The sequence below is a fragment of the Terrisporobacter mayombei genome, from assembly GCF_020748465.1.
Taxonomy (GTDB): domain Bacteria; phylum Bacillota; class Clostridia; order Peptostreptococcales; family Peptostreptococcaceae; genus Terrisporobacter; species Terrisporobacter mayombei.
Map to the genome: position 1 here is coordinate 372,990 of NZ_JAHZMP010000002.1, position 22,936 is coordinate 395,925.

23 protein-coding genes are annotated in these 22,936 nt (G+C 28.9%); 20 read left to right on the top strand and 3 right to left on the bottom strand.

Annotation, left to right across the window (positions count from 1 at the left end):
* Positions 1 to 47: 47 nt before the first annotated feature.
* Positions 48 to 548: a hypothetical protein gene (locus tag K0039_RS08180; protein ID WP_228104560.1), complete on the bottom strand. Its 501-nt coding sequence runs from the start codon at positions 546 to 548 to the stop codon at positions 48 to 50.
* A 152-nt stretch (positions 549 to 700) separates the two neighbouring features.
* On the opposite strand from K0039_RS08180, the gene K0039_RS08185 reads away from it, so the two are divergent.
* The 7 genes from K0039_RS08185 (at position 701) to K0039_RS08215 (ending at position 7,985) form a co-directional block, all read left to right on the top strand.
* A complete protein-coding gene (locus tag K0039_RS08185; protein WP_228104561.1) occupies positions 701 to 2,200 on the top strand; it encodes a hypothetical protein in 1,500 nt (499 codons plus the stop codon).
* A gap of 326 nt (positions 2,201 to 2,526) precedes the next feature.
* Complete coding sequence (locus tag K0039_RS08190; RefSeq protein ID WP_228104562.1) at positions 2,527 to 3,084, top strand: tetratricopeptide repeat protein; 558 nt, start codon at positions 2,527 to 2,529, stop codon at positions 3,082 to 3,084.
* Positions 3,085 to 3,269: 185 nt separating this feature from the next.
* Positions 3,270 to 3,755, top strand: a complete 486-nt coding sequence (locus K0039_RS08195) for a MarR family winged helix-turn-helix transcriptional regulator (protein ID WP_228104563.1) — start codon at positions 3,270 to 3,272, stop codon at positions 3,753 to 3,755.
* A 128-nt stretch (positions 3,756 to 3,883) separates the two neighbouring features.
* Positions 3,884 to 5,050: an ArsA family ATPase gene (locus K0039_RS08200; protein ID WP_228104564.1), complete on the top strand. Its 1,167-nt coding sequence runs from the start codon at positions 3,884 to 3,886 to the stop codon at positions 5,048 to 5,050.
* A 4-nt stretch (positions 5,051 to 5,054) separates the two neighbouring features.
* Positions 5,055 to 5,279 (top strand): hypothetical protein, encoded by a 225-nt coding sequence (locus tag K0039_RS08205; protein ID WP_228104565.1) that lies wholly within the window; start codon positions 5,055 to 5,057, stop codon positions 5,277 to 5,279.
* A gap of 13 nt (positions 5,280 to 5,292) precedes the next feature.
* Complete coding sequence (locus K0039_RS08210) at positions 5,293 to 6,450, top strand: ArsA family ATPase (protein WP_228104566.1); 1,158 nt, start codon at positions 5,293 to 5,295, stop codon at positions 6,448 to 6,450.
* A 182-nt stretch (positions 6,451 to 6,632) separates the two neighbouring features.
* Positions 6,633 to 7,985 carry a peptide MFS transporter gene (locus K0039_RS08215; RefSeq protein ID WP_228104567.1) on the top strand — a complete coding sequence of 451 codons (1,353 nt, stop codon included), beginning with the start codon at positions 6,633 to 6,635 and terminating at the stop codon, positions 7,983 to 7,985.
* A 180-nt stretch (positions 7,986 to 8,165) separates the two neighbouring features.
* Here the strand turns inward: K0039_RS08215 and K0039_RS08220 are convergent, their stop codons facing one another.
* Both K0039_RS08220 and K0039_RS08225 read right to left on the bottom strand, forming a co-directional pair.
* Positions 8,166 to 8,786 carry a response regulator transcription factor gene (locus K0039_RS08220; RefSeq protein WP_228104568.1) on the bottom strand — a complete coding sequence of 207 codons (621 nt, stop codon included), beginning with the start codon at positions 8,784 to 8,786 and terminating at the stop codon, positions 8,166 to 8,168.
* A gap of 14 nt (positions 8,787 to 8,800) precedes the next feature.
* Positions 8,801 to 9,871 (bottom strand): sensor histidine kinase, encoded by a 1,071-nt coding sequence (locus K0039_RS08225; RefSeq protein ID WP_228104569.1) that lies wholly within the window; start codon positions 9,869 to 9,871, stop codon positions 8,801 to 8,803.
* 215 nt (positions 9,872 to 10,086) lie between these two features.
* Here K0039_RS08225 and K0039_RS08230 point away from each other — a divergent pair, with 215 nt between their 5' ends.
* The 13 genes from K0039_RS08230 to K0039_RS08290 all read left to right on the top strand — a co-directional run bounded on the left by K0039_RS08230 (position 10,087) and on the right by K0039_RS08290 (position 22,906).
* Positions 10,087 to 11,019 (top strand): ABC transporter ATP-binding protein, encoded by a 933-nt coding sequence (locus K0039_RS08230; protein ID WP_228104570.1) that lies wholly within the window; start codon positions 10,087 to 10,089, stop codon positions 11,017 to 11,019.
* A 13-nt stretch (positions 11,020 to 11,032) separates the two neighbouring features.
* A complete protein-coding gene (locus K0039_RS08235; protein WP_228104571.1) occupies positions 11,033 to 12,175 on the top strand; it encodes an ABC transporter permease in 1,143 nt (380 codons plus the stop codon).
* Positions 12,162 to 13,331 carry an ABC transporter permease gene (locus tag K0039_RS08240; RefSeq protein WP_228104572.1) on the top strand — a complete coding sequence of 390 codons (1,170 nt, stop codon included), beginning with the start codon at positions 12,162 to 12,164 and terminating at the stop codon, positions 13,329 to 13,331. The genes K0039_RS08235 and K0039_RS08240 overlap by 14 nt, the downstream gene beginning before the upstream one ends.
* Before the next feature lie 222 nt (positions 13,332 to 13,553).
* Positions 13,554 to 14,138 (top strand): anthranilate synthase component II, encoded by a 585-nt coding sequence (locus K0039_RS08245; RefSeq protein WP_228104573.1) that lies wholly within the window; start codon positions 13,554 to 13,556, stop codon positions 14,136 to 14,138.
* Position 14,139: 1 nt separating this feature from the next.
* On the top strand, positions 14,140 to 15,489 hold the full coding sequence (gene pabB, locus K0039_RS08250; protein ID WP_228104574.1) for an aminodeoxychorismate synthase component I: 1,350 nt from the start codon (positions 14,140 to 14,142) through the stop codon (positions 15,487 to 15,489).
* Positions 15,479 to 16,216 (top strand): aminotransferase class IV, encoded by a 738-nt coding sequence (locus tag K0039_RS08255; RefSeq protein ID WP_228104575.1) that lies wholly within the window; start codon positions 15,479 to 15,481, stop codon positions 16,214 to 16,216. The genes pabB and K0039_RS08255 overlap by 11 nt, the downstream gene beginning before the upstream one ends.
* 38 nt (positions 16,217 to 16,254) lie before the next feature.
* The gene (gene aroF / locus K0039_RS08260; RefSeq protein WP_228104576.1) at positions 16,255 to 17,034 is read left to right on the top strand and encodes a 3-deoxy-7-phosphoheptulonate synthase; all 780 of its coding nucleotides are present in this window, start codon (positions 16,255 to 16,257) and stop codon (positions 17,032 to 17,034) included.
* A 144-nt stretch (positions 17,035 to 17,178) separates the two neighbouring features.
* Positions 17,179 to 17,379 (top strand): cold-shock protein, encoded by a 201-nt coding sequence (locus K0039_RS08265; protein WP_228104577.1) that lies wholly within the window; start codon positions 17,179 to 17,181, stop codon positions 17,377 to 17,379.
* Between the two features lie 119 nt (positions 17,380 to 17,498).
* Complete coding sequence (locus K0039_RS08270; protein ID WP_228104578.1) at positions 17,499 to 18,002, top strand: CarD family transcriptional regulator; 504 nt, start codon at positions 17,499 to 17,501, stop codon at positions 18,000 to 18,002.
* A 306-nt stretch (positions 18,003 to 18,308) separates the two neighbouring features.
* Positions 18,309 to 19,037: a YwaF family protein gene (locus tag K0039_RS08275; RefSeq protein WP_228104579.1), complete on the top strand. Its 729-nt coding sequence runs from the start codon at positions 18,309 to 18,311 to the stop codon at positions 19,035 to 19,037.
* 292 nt (positions 19,038 to 19,329) lie between these two features.
* A complete protein-coding gene (locus tag K0039_RS08280; protein WP_228104580.1) occupies positions 19,330 to 21,399 on the top strand; it encodes a methyl-accepting chemotaxis protein in 2,070 nt (689 codons plus the stop codon).
* A 255-nt stretch (positions 21,400 to 21,654) separates the two neighbouring features.
* Complete coding sequence (locus tag K0039_RS08285) at positions 21,655 to 22,089, top strand: MarR family winged helix-turn-helix transcriptional regulator (RefSeq protein WP_228104581.1); 435 nt, start codon at positions 21,655 to 21,657, stop codon at positions 22,087 to 22,089.
* A complete protein-coding gene (locus tag K0039_RS08290; RefSeq protein ID WP_228104582.1) occupies positions 22,067 to 22,906 on the top strand; it encodes a pirin family protein in 840 nt (279 codons plus the stop codon). Before K0039_RS08285 ends, K0039_RS08290 begins: the two co-directional genes overlap by 23 nt.
* The last annotated feature ends 30 nt before the right edge of the window (positions 22,907 to 22,936 follow it).

A 22,936-nucleotide genomic window follows, 5' to 3' on the forward strand; every position in this document is an offset into this window, starting at 1 on the left:
TTATAATGGAAAATAACTGATAAGTACTTTAACTTTTTTCTAAAGTACTAAACAGCCATATTCTTTTTTTCTTCGTATGAATTTAAAATAGTATCACATCGTTTGTTTATATACTTACTTATTAATACCAGTACAATATTTAATGATATTATAGTAAGAAAAATAGCCAGATTATTTGATGATAATAAAATGAGTTTGGCTTTTTCCAGAGAGTATATAAATAGAATCATAAGTACAATACATTCAATATAGAACATAAGAAGATCTAAGAAGTCTTTGTAAATATGAGTCGTACCTAAAATACTTTTTTTAGTTACTAAAGAAGATACTTTACTAAATAATCCATATTTTTTAAATATGATTATAGTAGTTTTTAGTAGTTTTAATATTAGTATTAAAGGAATAAGGCAAACCATAATAAGTCTAATATTAATATATATATATATTGTATCCACATAAAGATTTTTACTTAACAATAGTAATAGTGGTATATCAACAAGTAATAATAGGGCATTTATTGAGATTTTATTTATTTTTAATTCTTTCACTGTAGCTCTCCTTAATAGTTTCTATTAATTTATATTAAGTATAACATAAATTTTGAAAATTCATAAACAAATTCACTGAAAATCCCATATATTGATATGACTAGGTATTTATTTGAAAACCTATTAATATTAATAAAAAAGTTGGTGAGAAAATGTATAAATTCAAAAGCTTAACCCCGGTGAATGGATTGGATTATAATAATCTAGAAAATGCTAGACAAAACAATTATTGTTGGTCAATGAGTGAACTAGATGACTATATATATGTAGGTACAGGTAGAAATATAATACTAGTAATACTTAAAACTTATTTTGGAAATAAATTAAATATACCAACATCTATATATGCACCAAATCAAGATAATAAAGCTGAAATTTGGAGACATAAAAAAGACTGTCCAGACTCTTGGGAAAAAGTATTTACAGCTAAAGATGAAAGAGAATATGGGTTTAGATATATGGTTAACTTTAGGCCTTTTGATGGAAACCCAGCTCTTTACGCAGCATCAGCAGCTACTAAGGGACATATGCAAGTGTACAAATCAGTTAATGGTGTAGTGTGGAAACCTGTACTTTCTGAGGTTAAACCAAATAGCACTATAACAGGAACTTCATCAAGATCTATGGTAGTTCATAAAGGTAAGTTATATTTGGCAGCAATAGATGAAACTGGCCTAGGGCCAAAAACTTTATTGTATAGTAGTAAAGATCCTGAGTTCTTCCCGTGGGAATTAGAAACTCCAGAAGGCACAGATCCAAATAAAAACCCTCAAGGTGGAATATCAAATATGGCTGTATTTAACAAACGTATATATGTGGCAACAAGTACAGCAACTGGAGTTCAAGTATGGAGAACTAATAAAGAAGAGCCTGAAGTTGATGATTGGACACTCGTAGTAGGTAATGGTTTTGGCGATAAGGATAATGTATATTCATTAAGTATGGGAGTATTCAAAAATCGCTTATATGTTAGTGGGACTAAAGAATTGCCTTTAGCATGGGCTATACCAAAAGGCTGTGATATAGTAAGAATAGATAAAAATGATCATTATGAAGAAGTAATAGGCCCAAATAGTGTATCTGGAATTTGGTCAGGTTTTTACAATCCATTTAACGTATATGCCTGGCAAATACAAGAATACGAAGGAGAATTATTTATAAGTACCTTTGATGATGCTACTAATATGCAACTTATATTAGACTTATTATTAGCCAATAGAAAAAATATACCTTTGCCACAGTTGATAGTAGATATTTTAATAGAAATATATGAGCTTGTAGTAGAACTACTAAATAGATATAAATACCAATTTGGATTTAATTTATATGTATCTGAAAATGGATTAGATTTTGATTCAATATTTTTAGATGGCCTTGATAACAGATATAACTATGGTGGAAGAATACTATTTGTAGATAGGGACAAGGATTTATATATAGGCACTGCAAATCCGTTCCAAGGACTAGAGGTTTGGAGAGCTTCTCAATGTAGACATTGTTCTGACTTCGATAATTATTATGACCTTGATTTTGAAGAGATTAAAAAAGAGCTAGAAAAGGAATTTACAAAATTACAGCCATATATGTCAGAAATTCAAGAGTTTCTACAACCAATGCTTAGTAGATATACTCTTAAAAGAGATGGCAAATAAAATTAATGGCCGATTGTTTTTTTAAAATACTAATTATGGAGCTGTCTCTTTGAGGTAGCTCTTCAATCGTTTTTGAGTTGAATAACAGATGATATTGGTTATAAAAATGAAAAAGAAACTTTATGATTAGAAGTAAAAAATTAACAAAAAAGAATTATGATATGTAAAAAATTATAAAAACATAGTAAACTTATAGTAAGCTACAAATTAATAAACTTAAAATATCTAAAAATGATTAATTATTAAAATTGATATGTGTATAAAATAAGTAACTAATGGGGTGTTCTTATTTTAATATATAATGTGTTTAATCAGGGGGGATTTAGATGGTTTTAAACCAAAAGACTGGACTTGATAATAAACTGCCAAATGATGCTAAATATTATCAAGAGTGCTTTAATGTGGGGCTAAAGTATTACAATGGGGAAGTCTTTGAACAAAATTATAAAAAAGCATTTATGTGGTTTGAAAAATCAGCAGAAGGTTCAAACATTAATGCTCAAATAATGCTTGGATATATGTACTATGAAGGCAGAGGTGTTGAAAAGAACTATGAAAAGTCTTTTATTTACTTTGAAGAATGTGCAAATAAAGACAATAAACAAGGATTGTATTTTGCAGGACTCATGTATAGAGAAGGACAAGGTGTTGAAATAGACTACAAAACTGCATATTTATATTTTAATAAAGCAGCACAAAAAGGAGTTGCTGATGCTTATTTCAGATTAGGTGAAATGTATTTTGATGGATTATATGTAAAGCAAGATTATGAGCAAGGATTGGAATTATTTAAAGAATCTGCTAAGCAAGGATATGTTTATGCCCAACTGGAATTGGCAGCCAATAAAATCCTTGAAATCATAGAATGTGAAAGTCATCAATAATCAAAGTTTGCTTCGCTTAAGTTACAATGTGGTGCTATACTTCATATTGCTAACGAGCTGCCGTTTATACCACTTAAGATAACAACATTGCTCAAAATGAAAAACTTTGAAAAACATGGTTGACAAAAGAATACTTCGAGCATAGAATTAAATTAATTCTAGAATAGAAATAAATGGTGAGACTTATGAAAATAAATAAAGAAATATCTGAAAAAGACTTTTATACTTATATTGATAGCATGAAGGATTTATTATCTCCTCAGCTATGGCAAAATGTATTATTTGATTGTTCTAAAAATGAAATATTTATACTATGGTTTCTTTACAGAAACAAGGAAGTCAATATGACTCAAATAGCACAGTACATAAATGTACCTTTAAATACAGCAACAGGAATTATTAGCCGTATGGAAAAGAAAAATATAGTATCTAGAAAGCGTAGTCTGGAAGATAAAAGAATAGTTACTATATGCTTAGATGAAGATGGAGATAAGCAAATTGAAGCTATATTAAAGGAGTTTGTGTACTATGGCAAAAGAGTTATTGAATCTTTTACTGATGAAGAAATAGAGCTTTTCTTTAGAATGATAAATAGACTGATGGATATTATGAAAGAAGAAAGAAACAAAGAAAAAACTAAGCCAAAGATTAGAAAAATTTCAATCGATTAATAATGCATATGTTAAAGATAAGCTGTTGTAATTCACAACAGCTTATAAAAAAATAAATACTTCGAGAGTAGAAGTATTCTTAATAAGAAATAATTTACTTGAAATGATAAAAACTTGGAGGGATAAATATGAATAGAATTTATATATTTACTGGGAAAGGCGGTGTTGGCAAAACTAGTGTGGCAGCAGCGCATGCAATAAAAAGCGCTAGGGATGGATATAAAACATTACTAGTAAGTACTGATATGGCACATAATTTAGGTGACTTATTTGATATGTATATTGGAAAAGAGCCAATATCAATAATTGAAAATCTCAGTGCTTATGAAATTGATCCAACTTATATCATAGAAAAGGATTTTAGAGATATTATGAAATGCATCAATAATATGCTTCCAGAATCTGTAGACAATTCCATAGAGGATTTTGGGATATTACCAGGCACTGAGGAGCTGTTTTCTCTGTTAAAAATTAATGAAATATATAATGAAAACATATATGACAGAATAATTGTAGATTGTGCACCTACAGGAGAAACTTTATCTTTATTAAAGTTCCCAGAACTGCTTTCTTGGTATATGGAAAAGCTATTCCCTTTAGGAAAGATAGGGGTAAAGGTTTTAGCACCTATCTCAAAGAAGTTCTTTAAAATTGAGTTACCAAATAAGTCTGCCATGAATGATATAGAAAGATTGTATTTAAAATTATCTCAATTACAAGAGTTACTAAAAGACAGAAAAACAACCAGCATAAGACTTGTTACGATGCCAGAGAAAATGGTAGTAGAAGAGACGAAGAGAAACTACATGTATATGAATTTATACAATTTCAATGTGGATGGTATTTATATAAATAGAATATTACCAAAGGATATTAATAATTCATTCTTTGATGAATGGTTAAATATTCAAACAAAATATATGAAAGAACTAAAAGCAATATTTGTTGGGATACCTACTTATAATATACCTTGGTACGATGAAGAATTAAGGGGTATCAAGTCAGTAAATAGAATTTGTAATGATGTTCTTAATGACAATAAAGTTTTTGATTTTGTTGAAATAACAAAAAGAGAGGTTTATGAAAAAAATGAGGGTGGATATTTACTTTCTGTATTCATACCACTGGCTAAGAAAAGTGATTTAGAGTTATATCAATCAGAAAGTGATGTGGTAATTAAACTTAACAATTTTAAAAGGAATATACCTCTACCCAATATACTGCGAAATTATTTAATAACCTCAGCAAAATTAGAAGAAGGAACACTTAAAATTCAATTTGAAAGAGGAGAATAATAAAATGAATAAAGAATTATTTGATAGATTATGTGAAGCTAAAAAATATCAAAGTATGGCAATAAAAGCCTTGTTCCCAGAAAATATGGCTAATCACATAGATGTTATAGAAAAAGAAATGAAAGTCATGATGATGGAGTGTATAGGTGATTTAACAACACCATATATTTTTGAAAGTAAAGACAGCAAAGAAGAAAACAAAAGTATGAAAAAGGTGAATATTGATTAAAGGAGGAAATACTATGAGAGTAGTTTTGTATACAGGAAAAGGTGGAGTTGGAAAAACAAGTGTGGCAGCTGCCAGTGCTTGCAAAGTTGCCAAAGATGGAAAGAAAGTAATAATAATGAGTACTGATCAAGCTCATAGTCTAGCAGACTCCTTTAATATGAGATTAGAGAAAGAGCCTACAAAAATTAATGAAAATTTATACGGCATGGAAATAGATACAGTATATGAAGGGGAAAAAAGCTGGGCGAGTCTAAAAGATTATATGAGAAGATTGCTTACAATTAAAGGCGAGGGTAGCATTGAGGTGGAAGAACTTTTAGTTTTTCCTGGATTAGAAGAGCTATTTGCTTTATTTAAAATTTTAGAAATATATGATAAAAAAGAATACGATGTGTTAATAGTAGACTGTGCACCTACTGGTGAAACTTTATCTCTCCTAAAATATCCTGAAAAGTTGTCAAATTTTATAGAAAAAGTACTTCCAATAAAGAGAAAAGGAGCAAAAATAGCAGGGCCAGCCATGGAAAAAGTAATGAAAATACCCATGCCTAAAGACAATGTTTTTGATGATATAGAATATATAATGAATAAAATGGAACGTTTACAAAACTTAATGTTAAACAAAGACATAGTAAGTCTTAGAATAGTCACAACGCCAGAAAAAATCGTTATAAAAGAAGCAAAAAGAAACTTCACTTGTTTACATCTATATAACTACAATGTTGATGCAATAATTGTAAATAAAATTTATCCAAAAGAGGCAATGGAAGGTTATTTTAGTAAATGGATAAAAATGCAAGATGAAGGATTAAAAGAAATAGAAGAAAGTTTCTCAGAAATACCAAGATATTATTTGGAACTACAAAAAGGTGAGATTAGAAATATTGAAGTACTGAAAAAAGTGGGGGATGAATTATTTGAGGATGATGATCTTACAAAGGTATTGTTCAAAAAAGATATATTCACCATAGAAAAAAGTAAAGAAAGCACTATTATGAGAATACTTCTACCTTTTGCAGATAAAAGGGAATTGGATTTAAGACAAGATAAAAATGAGATCGTTCTCAGTGTGAAAAATGAAACTAGGCGTTTTCCTCTGCCTGTGGATTTGTATGACAAGGAGATTACGGGTGCTAAATTTATTGATGGATATTTGTTAATTAATTTTTAGTTAAAGAAGGGTTACACAAAAATGTGTAGCCCTTAAAACTATACTTTTAATAATATTATGTTAACAATAATGTATACAGAAAAAATTATATATAAATGATTGACCGTATATATAATTTCTGATACCTTTCTCTTAGGGGCAAAAATGTTTTGACAGAGATAAAAAAAATTAGGAGGGGAAATATGGACAACAGTCTAAAAACAAAAAAGAAATATCCTAAAGGCTTTTATGTATGTGCATTTTCATTTACATTAGAGCGTATGGCATTTTATTCTTGTAAGTGGCTAATTGCCTTATTTGTTGCAAAAACATTGGTTGAAGGTGGCCTAGGCTTAACGGATGCAGATGGTGCAAAAATGAGTGCAAACTTAGTAGCATTTACATACTTAACACCTATAATTGGTGGTTATATAGCAGATAGATGGGTAAGTCCTAGAATTTGTGTGCCTTTGGGAACATTATTAATGAGTCTTGGATATTTATGTGGATGGCAATCTGCTACACAAGGCTCAGTCGCAATGATATGGTTAATGATTATTTTAGTTTCAATTGGAACAGGTTTATTTAAAGGTAATGTATCAGGTATAAACGGTAGATTGTTCGAGGATAAGGATCAATTGGATTCAGCCTTTACAATTCAGTATTCATTTGTAAATATAGGCTCATTTATAGGTACAACAGCTGTATCTTTTGTAGCTTATGGAATAGGTTTTGGACCAACATTCTTAGTTTGTGCTTTATTATTATTCCTTGATACTCTATGGTTAATATTTGGAGGAAGAGCATACTTTGGTGATATAGGTAGAAAACCATTCAAAATCAATGAAACAAATATTGAAAGTGAAAAAGATAAACAAAAGAGTGATAGTGAACCTCTAACTAAGCAAGAAAAACATAGAGTAGCAGCTATTTTCCTTGTAACTTTATTCTCTGTAATTTTCTGGGTTGTATGGTACTTAACATACATGCCAATTATGTATCACTGGGGTCCTGACTTTGATTATGCTAATAAAGCAAACTGGATGATTGGTAACTTTACAGTTCCATCTGCATGGTTTGACTCATTAAATGCTTTATGCTGTATAATTTTTGGACCAGTACTTGCTGCTGTATGGACTAAGCGTGCTAACTCACCAAAAGGTGATTTAAGTATGTTTAAGAAAACTGCATTAGGTATGTTACTTCTTGGAATAGCGTTCGTAGTAATGGCTGGAGCTGAGGTAATAAGAGGAGAAGGTCAAGCAAACTTAATGTGGATTGTTGCAGTAGGTATATTAATGTCTCTTGGTGAAATGGTATTCTCACCACTAGGAAACTCATTTATATCTAAGTTCTCACCACCTAGAGTTTTAGGACTTATGATGGGAGTATGGCCATTTGCAATATTTATAGCAGGTAAATCTTATGGATATTTATATGAATTTTTAGGTAAATATTCATTTGCACCAGCGTATGGTATAGTTGGAGCAATAGTTCTTGTCTGCGGTATAATATTATGGTCATTAGATAAGAAATTCAATACTTTAGTAGAATAAGATTAAAGTAGTAAAATTTTAAATATCAGAAATTAAAGAGGACCCTATACAAGTAAGTGCATTTTATGCGCCTTACTGTATAGGGTCTATTTTAATTACTAGGATATTATAATATTATATGAGCAAGGTCGTTGCCTGAAATTTCATAGCGCCCACGCAGTGGCTTAAGCAAAGCGAATTTTATATGTTTTTATAATAAAAAATAGCCACCTGAGTTCTATCTCTCAAGTTTAACTTTTGTAAAATATTACTAAGAGTATTTCTAACAGTACCTTCACTTAAAAAAAGAATATTAGCAATTTCCTTGTTACTAAGTCCTTCAGCTATAAGAGTAATAACCTCCAGCTCTTTTTGGGTAATTCCAAATTTAGAGAAATCAGCAGAACTAGAATTATCAAGAAGAGAAGGGATTTTAGAAATAATATCATCACCAAAAACATTTTGACCAGCGTTAACTGCCTTTAGTGATGGCACTATACACTCAAAGTTTTGTTTTATAATATAACCCTTAGCACCAATATTTAAAGCACTGATTATATATTCATTATCAGAAAAAGTAGTCAAAAATAATATTTTACCATTACTATCTTCTTTTAAAATAGTTTCGGCTGCTTCAAGTCCGGTTAAACCGTCCATACGAATATCCATAAGCAGGATATCTGGATTTAGCTTATGATAAAGCTCTATAGCCTCATTACCATTACATCCTGTACCCACTACTTCTATATCATTTTCAACTTCAAGTATGGTTTTTAGAGAAACACATACTAATTTATCATCATCGACGACTAATACACGCATATTTTACATCCCTTCTAATCTAATTTTTTAGGAACAGAAATAAAAATCCTAAAACCATTGTCAGTACTTATATTTAAACTTCCATTTATGGAAGCAATCCTATCTTTTATATTTTTTATACCAATTCCATTTTCACTATTATACTTAATGTTACTACCATTATCATGAATAACAAGCTGATATAGAGAAGGATGCTCACGAAGAAAAATAGAAACTTCCGTAGCATTGGAGTGTTTTATAATATTAGATAAAGCCTCTTTTGTTATGGAAATAAAACTATATCTTATTTTCTTTATGGGATTTGACTCTAGATCATAATCAAGTTTTATGGAGCAAAACTTAAAATTATCAACTAATTGTTGAATTTCTACTTGAAGATCTACAGCATCTTCATGTAAATCATGAACACTACTTCTAATACTATCCATAGCCTCAGACAAAGTATCTTTTACAAGTCTAAGATTTAAATTAATATTTTCATCCTTATTAATAGCCAAAAGTGCTCCAATTTGAAGGATACATCTAGACAGCAAATGACCAACATTATCGTGAATATCCCTAGCAATTCTATTACGCTCTCCAAGTGTGGCTAAATTAACTTCATAATCTTGCTTTTCCAAAAGTTCTCTATTTTTGTTTTCAAACTTCATAGACAGCTCATTGGCACTATCGCTTATATAATAATAATTTTTCTTAATATGCTCATAAGATTTAGTACGATAATTTAGAATATAGCTAATAAAAGTATAAGCAAGGATTAAAAATATTGATGATGGACTTATTTCAAAACTATATATTAAAATAGGAAAAATTAAGAACAGCCATAACCATTTTATTTTATATGAAATTAAGTCATAGCACATAAGTGGGATAAAAAATAAATAGTCTGAATTAAAAAAACATAAAATCAAGAAACACATAGAAAGTATAATTAAGACTTTTCCATTATCTCTATAACTAATAATTGAACTTAAAAACACACATATAAGTATGGGGACAATCAAATAAGTATTAGCCACATTATGTAAATAAATTGATAAACAAATAAATAAGATTATAACCTTATCAATTAATCTATTACTCATGCATAATCACCTCAATTCACAATCTCTTAAAATGATTTTATCATTAGATTCATATTGCAACAATAATATTATTACATTTGTCACAAGTGTTTTGGAGCCTAGTCACTTATTCATTACATTAAAATCTAATACAATAAAAGTATAAAAAGGTTAAAGGTGAAAATTTAACTAAGGCAAATCTGTTGCTTAAATAAGAGATTTATGGAGGAATAAATATGGTTATAAAAGTTAAAAACCTTGTTAAAAGATATGATGATTTACTGGCATTAGATCATTTAGATTTAGAAGTGAAAGAAGGAGAAGTCTTTGGTCTTTTAGGACCGAACGGTTCAGGAAAAAGTACAGCAATAAATTGTATATTATCTTTATTAGAATACGACAAAGGTGATATCGAAATTTATGGGAAAGCAATGAGCCCAGAAGCTTATGATATAAAAAGAAACATAGGAGTAATAATGCAAAATGTGGCTGTATTTGAAGAGTTAACAGTATATGAAAATATAGATTACTTCTGTGGTTTATATATTTCAGATAAAAATCTTAGAAAAAAATATGTGGAAGATGCCATAGAATTTGTTGGACTTGATGAATATAAAAAATTTTATCCTAAAAAATTAAGTGGGGGATTACTAAGAAGGTTAAATATAGCTTGTGGAGTAGCCCATAAGCCAAAACTAATAATTCTAGATGAGCCAACAGTAGCAGTAGATCCTCAAAGTAGAAATAATATTTTAGAAGGAATACAAAAACTAAATAAAGAAGGAGCTACAATTGTATATACATCTCATTATATGGAAGAAGTAGAACAAATCTGTACAAATATTTCAATTATGGATAAAGGCAAAGTAATAGCAACAGGAACTAGTGAAGAATTAAAAGGGATGATAAACTGTGGAGAAACAATTACAGTTGAAACTTTTAAAATAGAAGAAGAAGTTATAAAAGGACTAAGAAAACTACCTAATATAAATTATGTAAAATACAGAGACAATCACCTAGTAGTTAAATCAAGTAAAGGGAAAAATAATTTATCAATTGTAATAGATTATCTAAGAAATAATAATGTGCAAATAGGTAAAATCTATTCAGAACCACCTACATTAAATGATGTTTTCTTAGAAATTACAGGAAAAGCATTAAGGGATTAAGGGGGGAGAAAAATTGTTTTTTCATAATTATAAATATAGGCTTAAATGTATTATAAGAGATAAGAATATGATGTTCTGGACATTATTATTTCCCATATTATTAGCAACACTATTTAATCTATCTTTTTCAAATCTTTCAAGCGCTGAAAATTTTTCAGCAGTAAATATAGCTATTGTAAAGGATAAAGAACAGGATAATAAAGAATTTATAGATGTTATAAATTCAGTTTCAGTGGGAGAAAGTGATGATCCTTTATTTAATGTAAAATACACTTCAGAAGTTAAGGCAAAGGACTTATTAGACAATAATAAAATAGATGGATATTTATATTTAGATAAAGATATAGACATAGTAGTAAAAGATAGTGGAATAAACCAGACTATAATAAAAAGTTTTGTAGATGAATATAAACAAACAGAATCTACAATAAAAAGAATTATAAAAGAAAATCCAATGGTAATGCAAAGTATAGGCGTAGATAATTTATTCAAAAAAACAGACTATATTAAAGAAGTAGCAATAAGCAAAACCTCCATAAACGAAAGTATAAATTATTTTTACACACTTATTGCAATGGCTTGTTTATATGGTGGATTTTTAGGGCTTAAAGAAATATCTCAAATTCAAGCTAATCAATCTCCACAGGGGGCTAGAGTTAGTGTAGCTCCAACACATAAACTAAAAGTATTTATGTCATCTATGGCAGCTGCAACAACAGTTCAATTGTTTGACATTGGAGTACTTATGGCATACATTTCTTTTGTATTAAAAGTAAGTTTATCAGATCAGATAGGATATATATTATTAACATGTGTTATAGGAACTATTACGGGAGTATCTTTTGGAACATGTTTAGGAGTAGCTCTTAAAAAATCAGAGGGAGTCAAGATAGGTATATTAGTAGGAACAAGTATGACCATGTCATTTTTATCAGGTATGATGTACGATAAAATGAAATATATTATAAACTCAAAAATGCCTATATTAAGTTATATTAATCCTGTAAATCTAATAGCAGATTCATTTTATTCACTATACTATTACGATACTACAACTAAGTATTTTATAAATATAGGATTACTTTGTATATTATCAATAGTATTCAGTGGAATCACATATTTAGTTTTAAGGAGGCAAAAATATGCAAGTTTATAAAGCTTTTTTTAAAGTTATTCGTAGAAACTTAGGTCAACTTTCAATATATATGGTAGTGTTTGTAGTATTTGCAATAGCACTTGGAAATTCTAATCAAAATCCAAAGGATATGAATTTTGAGGATACAAAAGTAAATATAGCATTTATAAATAAAGATGAAGATTCAAAAATAGTAGATGGATTAAAAGAATACCTTAGTGTAAATACAAATATTGTGGATATAGGAAAGACTAAAGAAGATTTACAAGATGCACTTTATTTTAGGGAAGTGGAGTATATAGTAACAATACCAAAAGGATTTACAGGAAAAATATTAAATAATAGTGAAAAAGTAACTATTGAAAAAAATACAAGACCAAACTCAGCCAGTGAAGTTTATATAGACAATTTAATAAATAGATATTTAAATACTGCAAAAACATATACTCTAGCTTTAGGAAATATATCTCAGTCAGAACTTGTAAAGTATATAAGTGAGGATTTAGACTATAGCACAAATGTAGAAGTAAGCACTTACGAAAATGGATATGTGAGTAATTCAGGATGTAAAAATTATTATAACTATCTGGCTTATTCCATGTTTGCAATATTAATACTTGGAGTAACAGCAGTTATGTTAACTTTTGAAAATAAGGATTTAAAAATGAGAAATTTATCTTCCGCATTAACAATGAGAAGTCTGAACTTTCAACTGGTATTAGGCAATATTAGTTATGCAATAGTCGCATGGCTTATTATGATATTAGCAAGTCTCATAATGTACAAAGGTTATATGTTTAGCATGAATGGAATTTTATTTTTAGTAAACTCATTTATATTTACTTTAGCAGCACTAAGTGTAGGTCTACTTATTTCTACCATAGTTAAAACTAGAAGTGCAATGTCAGCAGCAGCCAATGTGGTATCTTTGGGATTTAGTTTTATAAGTGGAGTATTTGTACCGCAGGAATACCTAGGAGAAACAGTAATTTCTATAGCAAAATTTAACCCTACCTACTGGTATATAAAAGCAAATGAAGAGATTTCGGTATTAGTTAATTTCACTAATACAAATGTAACTCCTATAATTTATAGTATGCTCATAGTGCTTGGATTTGCAGTAGCTATATTGGCAGTGACTCTTGTGATTATGAAACAGAGAAGATTTAGTAGTTAAAATAATATATTTATTTAGATTAATTGGAGCCTGAATGGCTCCTTTTTAAGTTAAAGATTATAAGTATATAGAAAGGAGTTTATGTAGAGATGTTTGCGAAGGAAATATCATCTGAAAATCATTTATAATAAATTTAAACATATAAACACATTATAGGGAAATTATACTATAATTATATTGAAGATTGTTAAAAATTACACATTATATTAGGGGGGTACCTACATGATTCTTATGATCGATAACTACGACTCATTTGTATATAACCTAGTTCAATATATAGGAGAATTAGGCGAAGAAATCGTAGTAAGAAGAAACAAAGAAATAACCTTAGAAGAAATAGAAGGTTTAAATCCAGAAATAATAGTTTTATCACCAGGACCATGTTCACCTATAGAGGCAGGAATATGTATAGATGTGGTAAATCACTTTAAAGGAAAAAAGCCAATCCTTGGTATATGCTTAGGACATCAAACTATAGGACATGTTTTTGGAGCAAAAGTAGTAAAAGCACTTGAGCCTGTACATGGAAAAGTTCATTCTATAAAACATAATAATAAAGGTGTATTTAAAGATTTAAACAACCCACTAAATGTAACAAGATATCATTCTTTAGTAGTGGACAAAGAAAATTTACCACATGATTTAGAAATAACTGCTTTGACAAATGAAGGAGAGATAATGGGTATTAGACATAAGAATTATCTTATAGAAGGAGTGCAATTTCATCCAGAGGCTATTTTGTCAGAACAAGGTCATGAAATACTTAGAAACTTTATAAAAGAAGCTAGAGAAAGGATATATGTGTAAAATGATAAAAGAAATTAATACTAAACTAAGTGCTTTTGAGATATTTACCATAATTAAAGATGAAAAAGATAGTTTTATTTTAGATAGTGCTATGGATAAAAACAAATTAGGCAGATATTCTTTTATTAGTAGCAATCCATTCAAAACTTTAAAATATAAAAACAGTAAGGAAAACCCACTTGATTTTTTACAAGATGAGTTAAATAGATATAAAGTAGAAAATAATACAGACCTTCCTTTTATAGGAGGCGCAGTAGGTTACTTGTCTTATGATTTAGGAAATTACATAGAAAATCTACCAAGAAGTGCAAAAGACGATTTAAATGGTTATGATATGTACTTTGGTTTGTACGATCATGTAATAGTAGTTGATCATTTAAAAGAAAAAACATATATAGCCACACCAGATTTAGATGTGAAAAAAGAAGAAAGTATAGTTTTAAATATTGAAAATAAAATTAATGAAGCTGAAATAAATGGAGTAAATCCAATTTGCTATGAAGAAAAAGAGATACCTCCAACAAAACTTTCATCTAATTTTACGAAAAAAGAATTTGAAAATTCAGTTGAAAAAGTTAGACAATATATAAAAAATGGAGACATATATCAAGCAAACTTAACACAAAGATTTAGTGGGAAAACTACTTTATCTAGTTATGAATTATACAGAGATTTGAGAAGAGTAAGTCCTGCACCTTTTGGAGCGTACTTAAACTTTGATGATCTTAATATTTTATCAAATTCTCCAGAGAGATTTATAAAGTGTATAGATAAAAAATTAGAAACAAGACCAATAAAAGGAACAAGACCTAGGGGGAAAAACAAAGAAGAAGATTTAAAACTTCAAGAAGAATTGAGAAATAGCGAAAAAGATAGGGCAGAGCTACTTATGATAGTAGATCTAGAAAGAAATGACATAGGAAGAATATCAAAAATAGGAAGTGTAAAAGTACCAGAACTATTTGTAATAGAGCCATATGCCAATGTAAATCATTTAGTTGCAACAGTAGTTGGAGAGTTAGATGATGACAAAGATGCAGTAGATGCAATAAAAGCCACATTCCCAGGAGGATCAATAACTGGAGCACCAAAAATTAGAGCAATGGAAATTATAGATGAGTTAGAGCCAACTCAAAGAAATGCATACACAGGTTCCATAGGTTATATTGGGTTTAATGGAGATATGGATTTAAATATAGCCATAAGAACTGTTGTAAAAAAAGAAGATGATGTGTATTTTCAAGTAGGTGGAGGTATGACATGGGGTTCCGACCCAAGTGAAGAATATCAAGAAACACTTGATAAAGCAAAGTCTATAATGAAGGCTTTAAGAGGTTACTATGAAGAATAATGTAAGTTTTAATAGTGAGCTAAGTAAGTTTGGTATTGGCTTATTTGAAACAATAAAAGTTGAAGAGGGTCCACTTGATCTAGATTTACATATGAATAGAATGTTTAAATCTATTGAATCACTAAATATGAATATTAAATATCATAAGGAATTTTTAACACATGCTATTTTAAATTATATAGATGATAATAAAATAAAAAACAAAGCATTAAGAATAACTGTATTTGATGAAGGTTATAATATTTCTACTAGACCTATAACTTATGATGAAGAAACTTATAACAAAGGATTTAAGCTAACAATATCCCCTATAAAAAGAGGCGATAGTATAATATACAAGCATAAAACTACAAATTACTATGAAAATATTTATACTAAAAAATACGCTAATGAAAATAATTTTGACGATGGATTATTTGTAAATTATGAAAATATTATATTAGAATGTTCTATGAGTAATATATTTTTTATAAAAGAAGATAAAATTTATACTCCACATGATGAGTTACCCATTTTAAATGGTATAATGAAAAGAAAAATCTTAGATATTTGTAAAAAATTAAATATTGAAGTTATAGAAGGAGAAATAAAACTGGCAGACATTAAGAACTTTAATTTTGCATTTATATCAAACAGTTTAATGAAAACTATGAAAATTTCACAAATTGATGAAATAGCTTATCCTTCAAATAATGAAGTATTTAAACAGATAATATCTTATATATAAATATATTTACTAAAGAAAAATTAAGGAGCTTAATATTCATGAAAAAAACACTTTTCCATGAGGATGTAAATTTAGAAGTACTCTCATGTGATAAAACAATAGTATTCAAAAAAGACAAAGTAATAATGGCAGGACCTTGTGCAATAGAAAGTTATGACCAACTTTTAAAGACTGCTAAATTTGTCAAATCACAAGGAGCTAATATACTTAGGGGTGGGGCTTTTAAGCCAAGAACGTCACCATCCTCATTTAAAGGATTAAAAGAAGAAGGTTTAGAAATTTTAAAAGCAGTAAAAGAAGAGACTAAATTAGCTGTAATCACAGAACTTATGGACGTCAGAGATTTGGAAAAACTTTATGCAGTAAGTGACATAATTCAAATAGGTTCAAGAAATATGCAAAACTTCAGCTTACTTACGGAAGTAGGAAAACAAGACAAGCCTGTTATGTTAAAAAGAGGAATCTCAGCAACTATAAGTGAATGGATTGGAGCAGCTGAGTATATTGCCTGTGAAGGCAATAAAAAGATTATAATGTGTGAAAGAGGTATAAGAACTTATAACGATTATACTAGAAACACACTTGATTTAGCTGCAGTTCCAATTATACAAAGGGAAACGGGTTTACCTGTTATAGTAGACCCAAGTCATGGAACGGGAGTTAGAGAACTTGTAAAACCAATGTCTCTTGCTGCAATGGCCTGTGGAGCCGATGGTTTAATGATAGAAGTTCATCCAAATCCAAGTGAAGCATTGTCAGATGGAATGCAATCACTTCATTTTGATGAATTCGAGGATTTAATGAATAGTTTGAAATAATACGTGAAAGCTTAATAAACAAATAGAAAATTAAGTATTTTATAATTATTGTATCTATTTATTTCAAACTGTGCTATAATATAATTATTGTAATAATACAAAATGGTAAAAAACCTCTGTAGAGGTTTTGATAGGAGAATTAATATGACTAACGGAATAGTTAAATGGTTTAATAGTGAAAAAGGTTTTGGATTTATAACAGTTGAAGGTGGAGAAGATGTATTCGCTCATTTCTCAGCTATACAAACTGATGGATACAAAACTTTAGAAGAAGGTCAAAAAGTAAGCTTTAATATAGTTAAAGGTGCTAGAGGTCCTCAAGCAGAAAACATAACTATATTATAATAATATACATTGTTAATATACATTGTTTCGGGAAAAGATCCTTCATAGGGTCTTTTTTTTTAAACACTTTGTAGGTTAGCTGGAAATGTAAATAAAAAATAAGATGGGAGAGAATGAATATGTATAAAATTGGAGAATTTATTGTTTATGGAAATGATGGTGTTTGTAGGGTAGATGATATAAGTGAGTTAAGCATTGGTGGGAGTAGTAAAGGAAAAACTTATTATACCCTAAAACCAATGCATGAAAATGGAACAGTATTTGCGCCTATTGATACTACTGTATTTATGAGACCAATTGTATCATATGAAGAAGTTCATAAATTAATTGAGCAAATTCCATCAATAAAAGAAATTGACCATGATAAAAAAAGTGTAAGAGAATTGCAAGAGTATTATAAAAAATTATTAAAGAATCATGATTGTATGGATTTATTGACTGTAATGATAACTCTTAAAGATAAGAAAAACGCTGCAGCTACTAATGGAAAAAAACTTAGTCAAATGGATGATAAGTTTATGAGAACTGCTAAAAATTTAATTGAAGGTGAGTTTTCAATTGCATTAGGAATAGAAAAAGATGATGTAGAGTTGTATATTGATGATAGCTTAGAAAAAATGTAATATGGGTAAGTTATTAATATTTATAAATAATCTTAATTTATATTAAATCAAAGAGTTCTTGATATTTTATCAAGAACTTTTTATATTGTTAATATTTAGAAGATGAAAAATAATTTAAATAAAACATAAAAATATAACCTTATGAAAATTTTATAAATTTATGATATAATATTCAAGGCATTTAACTTAAGTTTTAAATTTCTAAACGCATTTCTATAAATGGAATATGCATTGTAATGAAATCAATTAGTAGAGATTTAAATATAAATAATTTAAGAAAAAAATTTAGAAAGAAAGGGAGCCAATATGATGCACAATCTAAAATACTTTTTTAGAGGAGTTCCTGATAATACAAAATTTGTACAATTTGGATTATCTCATATATTGATATTAATAGTGTCAACTTTTATAAGTTATATGATCATTAAACATAAAGAAGAAAATCGTAGATTTGAAATTTTTATAGGAAGAGTTTTAATTGTTCAGCAAGTAGTATTATACATGTGGTATATTACTACTAATTACAATGTTTTGACACAAGGACTTCCTCTATATCATTGTAGAATAGCAATATTATTCCTAAGCACAGGATTACTTTCTAACAAAGTAGCCTTAATGAAACTTGGAGCTTATTGGGGAATAGTTGGTTCAATAATTGCTTTAGTAATTCCAGCAGATATAGATCCTTTTATATTTCCACATATAACTACTGTATCTTACTTTGTAGGACATATGTTTTTGCTATGGGGAAGTATATATGTTTTATATGTAAAGAAAGTTGTAATATCAAAAATAGACTTAAAAAAAATATTAGCATTTACTAATATATACTGTGTAGTTATATTTATGTTTAATTGCATGGCACATTCAAATTACGGATTTATGAATTCCTCACCTATACAAATTGGAAGCCATCTTAATCATTTTATGTATGGGACTATAGTTATATTAATTTCTAATATAGTTATAAATATAATTTATCATGTATTAAATATTACTACAAAAGAGAAAGAAGAACTAGTACTAGCAGATTAATTGGAGCCTAAATGGCTCCTTTTTAAATTAAAAATAGAAACTTGCTTATAGAGATTAGATGCTGATAGTAATGTTGGCATCTTTTTTGATTTTAAAGGTATACACAAAATTGTGTATACCTTATTTGATTATTATATTATTTAAAATAAAATTTAGACTTAACTATAAAGTAAGTTTTATTCATTCCGATAATGAATAAAGTGTATTTATAGTTTCGAGATATTATCTAAGGAAAGGGGTGGGTTAAATTTATCATACTATAAAATATAAAATCAACTAAGGGAGAAAAAGCATGATAAATAAAAGATTTAAATTAGAAAATTTGAGGAGGTTTTTTAAAAAAAATAAGGTTAAAAATGATACTAAGCTTGGAATAAAACAAAAATTATTGTTTTCGTCAATTATTACACTTATGGTGATGGCTGTTGTAATTGGTACAGTATCTTTATTAACTTCATATAAAAGTACGCAATTAAGTGTAGAAAAAATACTCAAAGAAACAGTAGGAACAACATCAAACAGAATTGATAATATGTTAGAAGTATATAGAAAATTGGCAAATGAAATGTCTGCTAATGATGCATTTGTAAATGTGACAAGGGACAAATCAAAGAAAAATAAACAAAAGATGCTTGATAAAGTAAATAGAATTTATGAAATGCACCCAGATATTTATGATATGGTTATAATTGGGAAAGATGGTGTAGATTTAATAAGTAGTTTGGATCTTTCTGATAGACAGTATTTTACAGACACAATGGAAAAGAAAGAAGCATTAACAAATGATATTGTAATAGATAGAGAAGAGGGTAAAGCTATTTTGACTACAACTGCACCTATAATAGTAAATGGAGAAGTTCAAGGAGTTGTAGGTGTTATTACTGATGCAATGGTTTTATCTGAAATTGCTTCAGGTGTGGAAATTGGAGAAACAGGAAAAGCAGCTATTGTAAATTCTAAAGGAACTGATATAGGAAACAGTAATGAACAACTGGTAAAAGAAGAATACAATGTAATAGAGGCAGCAAATAAAGACCAATCATTACAGCCTTTAGCAGAGATATATAAAGACATGATTAATGGAAATACAGGTGTTAAAGAGTTTAAAGGTGCAAAGGGCAAAGAATTTGTAGGATATGCTCCAATTGATAATACAAATGGATGGAATATTGCAATAACAGTAGAAAAATCTGAATTTATGCAAGCTATTTTAGATGGAGGAAAAATAATAGTATTATTTATAATAATAGCTCTAGCATTAGGAATATATATAACTCTAAGATCAGCAAATAATATAGTAAATCCTATTATAGCTTGCGTGGATAGAATAAAACTTCTATCACAAGGAGATTTATCATCACCAGTACCATCTGTAAATACTAACGATGAAATTGAAGTTCTAGCAGGTGCAACATCTGACCTTGTAAATAATATGTCAGAAATAATATACGATATAGACGAAGTATTAACGTCCATATCAAAAGGAGATTTAACTGTTAAAACAAATGCTAATTACATAGGTGAATTTGTTAGTATAAAAAATTCTTCAGACAATATAATCAAATCATTAAATGAAGTGATGGAAGATATAACACTTACATCTAATCAAGTTGCATCTGGAGCAAATGAGGTTTCTATGGGTGCACAATCATTAGCACAAGGATCGTCAGAGCAAGCAGCTAGTGTGGAAGAACTATCAGCATCAATAGAAGATGTTTCAGACAAGATTAATAGTAGTTCTGAAAATGCCAATAAAGCAAATGAGGTAGTAAAAGAAGCTGGGGAAAAAATGCAAGATAGTAACGCAAAAATGAAAGAGATGATGTCAGCTATAGAATTAATAAATTTAAAATCTAATGAGATAAGTAAAATAATAAAAATAATCGATGATATAGCTTTCCAAACAAATATACTTGCATTAAATGCAGCAGTTGAAGCAGCAAGAGCAGGAGATGCAGGTAAAGGATTTGCTGTTGTTGCAGATGAAGTAAGAAATTTATCAGCTAAAAGTGCTGAGGCAGCAAAAAATACAGCCCTACTTATAGAAGAGACTGTAAATGCTATAAATGTAGGAAGTGAAATCGCTGAAGATACAGCGAAATCATTGGAGGAATCCGTAAGTAATACGAACTTAGCAACTAAAATAGTGGATGATATATCTAGTAATTTATCAGATCAATCTGCATCTGCAAACCAAATAAGAGAGTCTATAGAACAAGTTAGTGCAGTTATACAATCTAACTCCGCTACTTCAGAAGAAAGTGCAGCAGCAAGTGAGGAATTAACAGGACAATCATATGCAATGAATGAGTTAATCTCTAGATTTAAATTGTGTTCAAAAGATAAAAATGTAAATAATTAGTATCTAGCCAAATACATCTTGGGGTGAAGTTCTTGACGGCTTATGTCAAGAACTTGCCATATTTCAAAAGAAGAATTAGTACTAGAGATTTATTGGAGCCTAAAGGGCTCCTTTTTAATTTAATAGAATAAGTATTTTAAATATAAAATAGAAAATAACTAAAAAGGCTTGACAAATATCTCTAATTAGAGTAAATTATATCTAATTAGAGATATTAAATATGATTAAATTATATTACAAGGTGAGGTTATAGAGATGACAGAACTTAAAATATTTATAGGAATGAGTAGAGCATTAAACAAGATAAATAGAGCTACTAACAAGGTTTATACAAAATATGGATTAACAAGTGCTCAGTTTGCTGTATTAGAAGCTCTTTACCATAAAGGTGATTTATCTGTTGGAGAGGTTCAGGATAAAATATTGAGTACTAGTGGAACCATTCCTGTTATAGTAAAGAATTTAGAGAAAGAAGGTTTCTTAGAGAAGCGCAATGATGATAATGACAAGAGAAGATTTATACTCCATATTACACAAAAAGGTAGAGAACTTATGGACATTGTATATCCAGAAAACGAAGCAATTATCGTTTCTATGATGAATATTTGGAACAAAGAAGAACAGGAAGAGATACTAAAATATATGAAAAAATTTGGAGGTGTAGAAGATGAAAAGAATGATAAAAAATAAAGTTAGAGGTTTTAGAACTACAGATGGAGCAGGAGTAAGTTTAGTTAGAGTTTTAGGAAATACTACAGCTGAGACTTATGATCCTATTTTAATGTTAGACTCTTTTGATAGCACAAATCCTGAAGAATACACAGCAGGTTTTCCAATGCATCCTCATAGAGGTATAGAAACTATAAGTCTTGTAGTTAAGGGAAATATGGTTCATAAAGATAGTCTAGGAAATGAAGATGGAATTACAGATGGAGAAGTTCAATGGATGACAGCAGGATCTGGAATATTACATGAAGAAAAACTACCTGCTTCAGATAAAATGCTTGGAGTTCAACTTTGGTTAAACATGCCTAGAAAACATAAAATGGCTCCACCAGAATATCATAGTATAAAGAAAGAAGAAATAAAAGAGATTCCTATAGATGGAGGAACTTTGAGACTTATAAGTGGACAATATAAAGAGCATAAAGGTTTTATGGGGAAATATTTACCAGTAGATTATTATCATATAATGCTAAATGCAAATAATAAGTTTACTATTGAAACTGAGAAGGACAAATCAGTATTGGTATTTTTATTGTCTGGAGATGCTAAGGTAGCAGGAGAAACTATAAGTGAGAAGACAGCAGTGAAGTTAACCAATGGAGATTCCTTAGATATAGAGTCTCTTAACGAAGATATACAGATTTTATTTATAAGTTCAGATAAATTAGAAGAACCAGTATCTTGGGGTGGACCAATAGTAATGAACACTAGAGAAGAACTAGATTTGGCATTTAGGGAATTAAGAGATGGAAGTTTTTTAAAAGAAAAAGTAGATTATTAATAAAAACAATAAAGAGTTTTATAATTTTAT

Excerpts from the sequence above, each read along its gene's own strand:
- K0039_RS08185 (WP_228104561.1), top strand. The coding sequence starts at position 701 with ATGTATAAATTCAAAAGCTTAACCCCGGTGAATGGATTGGATTATAAT.
- K0039_RS08190 (WP_228104562.1), top strand. The coding sequence starts at position 2,527 with ATGGTTTTAAACCAAAAGACTGGACTTGATAATAAACTGCCAAATGAT.
- K0039_RS08195 (WP_228104563.1), top strand. The coding sequence starts at position 3,270 with ATGAAAATAAATAAAGAAATATCTGAAAAAGACTTTTATACTTATATT.
- K0039_RS08200 (WP_228104564.1), top strand. The coding sequence starts at position 3,884 with ATGAATAGAATTTATATATTTACTGGGAAAGGCGGTGTTGGCAAAACT.
- K0039_RS08205 (WP_228104565.1), top strand. The coding sequence starts at position 5,055 with ATGAATAAAGAATTATTTGATAGATTATGTGAAGCTAAAAAATATCAA.
- K0039_RS08210 (WP_228104566.1), top strand. The coding sequence starts at position 5,293 with ATGAGAGTAGTTTTGTATACAGGAAAAGGTGGAGTTGGAAAAACAAGT.
- K0039_RS08215 (WP_228104567.1), top strand. The coding sequence starts at position 6,633 with ATGGACAACAGTCTAAAAACAAAAAAGAAATATCCTAAAGGCTTTTAT.
- K0039_RS08220 (WP_228104568.1), bottom strand. The coding sequence starts at position 8,786 with ATGCGTGTATTAGTCGTCGATGATGATAAATTAGTATGTGTTTCTCTA.
- K0039_RS08225 (WP_228104569.1), bottom strand. The coding sequence starts at position 9,871 with ATGAGTAATAGATTAATTGATAAGGTTATAATCTTATTTATTTGTTTA.
- K0039_RS08230 (WP_228104570.1), top strand. The coding sequence starts at position 10,087 with ATGGTTATAAAAGTTAAAAACCTTGTTAAAAGATATGATGATTTACTG.
- K0039_RS08240 (WP_228104572.1), top strand. The coding sequence starts at position 12,162 with ATGCAAGTTTATAAAGCTTTTTTTAAAGTTATTCGTAGAAACTTAGGT.
- K0039_RS08245 (WP_228104573.1), top strand. The coding sequence starts at position 13,554 with ATGATTCTTATGATCGATAACTACGACTCATTTGTATATAACCTAGTT.
- pabB (WP_228104574.1), top strand. The coding sequence starts at position 14,140 with ATGATAAAAGAAATTAATACTAAACTAAGTGCTTTTGAGATATTTACC.
- K0039_RS08255 (WP_228104575.1), top strand. The coding sequence starts at position 15,479 with ATGAAGAATAATGTAAGTTTTAATAGTGAGCTAAGTAAGTTTGGTATT.
- aroF (WP_228104576.1), top strand. The coding sequence starts at position 16,255 with ATGAAAAAAACACTTTTCCATGAGGATGTAAATTTAGAAGTACTCTCA.
- K0039_RS08265 (WP_228104577.1), top strand. The coding sequence starts at position 17,179 with ATGACTAACGGAATAGTTAAATGGTTTAATAGTGAAAAAGGTTTTGGA.
- K0039_RS08270 (WP_228104578.1), top strand. The coding sequence starts at position 17,499 with ATGTATAAAATTGGAGAATTTATTGTTTATGGAAATGATGGTGTTTGT.
- K0039_RS08275 (WP_228104579.1), top strand. The coding sequence starts at position 18,309 with ATGATGCACAATCTAAAATACTTTTTTAGAGGAGTTCCTGATAATACA.
- K0039_RS08280 (WP_228104580.1), top strand. The coding sequence starts at position 19,330 with ATGATAAATAAAAGATTTAAATTAGAAAATTTGAGGAGGTTTTTTAAA.
- K0039_RS08285 (WP_228104581.1), top strand. The coding sequence starts at position 21,655 with ATGACAGAACTTAAAATATTTATAGGAATGAGTAGAGCATTAAACAAG.
- K0039_RS08290 (WP_228104582.1), top strand. The coding sequence starts at position 22,067 with ATGAAAAGAATGATAAAAAATAAAGTTAGAGGTTTTAGAACTACAGAT.